1 protein-coding gene is annotated in these 990 nt (G+C 61.3%); it reads left to right on the forward strand.

Annotation, left to right across the window (positions count from 1 at the left end; genetic code table 11):
* Window positions 1-914, forward strand: a 914-nt coding sequence (locus tag A9976_RS18760; RefSeq protein ID WP_183020253.1) for an amino acid ABC transporter substrate-binding protein, incomplete at its 5' end; no start/stop codon positions are given.
* Window positions 915-990 lie beyond the last annotated feature (76 nt).

The following is a 990-nucleotide window of genomic DNA, read 5'->3' on the forward strand; positions in this document are numbered from 1 at the left end:
TCCAATGCGGGGTTTCGACCGGCATTCCGGGTTTCTCGATCGCCGACAGCAAGGGTGAATACAAGGGTATCGACGTGGACCTGTGCCGCGCCATCGCCTCGACCATGTTCGGCGACGCTACCAAGGTCAAGTTCACCCCGCTGAACACGCAGCAACGCTTCACCGCGCTGCAGTCCGGCGAAATCGACGTGCTGACCCGCAACACCACCGTGACGCTGACCCGCGACACGACGCTGGGCCTGATTGGCGTGGGCGTGAACTACTACGACTCGCAAGGCGTCATGGTCTCGAAGGACCTGAACGTCAAGAGCGCCAAGGAACTGAACGGCGCCACCATCTGCGTGCAGCCGGGCACCACCACCGAACTGAACCTGGCTGACTGGTTCCGTGGCCAGAAGATCGAATTCAAGCCTGTCGTGATCGACAAGTACGACGAAATCATCCGCGCCTTCTCGGCTGGCCGCTGCGACGCCTTCACGACCGACAAGTCGCAGCTGGCGTCCACCCGCACCACGCTCGAGAATCCGGACAAGTTCGTCATCCTGCCGGAAGACTTCTCCAAGGAGCCGCTGGGTCCCATGGTCCGCCAGGGCGACGAGCAATGGTTCAACGTGGTCCGCTGGTCGCTGAACGCCATGCTGGAAGCCGAGGAATACGGCATCACCAAGGCGAACGTCGAAGAAATGGCCAAGAGCCCCAACCCCAACATTCAGCGCATCCTGGGCGTGACCCCGGGCATGGGCAAGAACCTGGGCGTGGACGACAAGTGGGCATTCAACATCATCAAGAACGTGGGCAACTACGGTGAAAGCTTCGAAAACACGCTGGGCAAGAACAGCGCGATGAAGCTGGAGCGTGGGTTGAACGCGTCGTACAAGCAAGGCGGTTTGATGTACGGCTGGCCGGTGCGTTAACACACGGCTGCCTGGCAAAACGGAGCCTCGGGCTCCGTTTTGCCTACCCCGCCATAGAGCGGGCGGCAGGAGTGGG

Source organism: Delftia sp. UME58, assembly GCF_014170385.1.
Taxonomy (GTDB): Bacteria; Pseudomonadota; Gammaproteobacteria; order Burkholderiales; family Burkholderiaceae_C; genus Comamonas; species Comamonas acidovorans.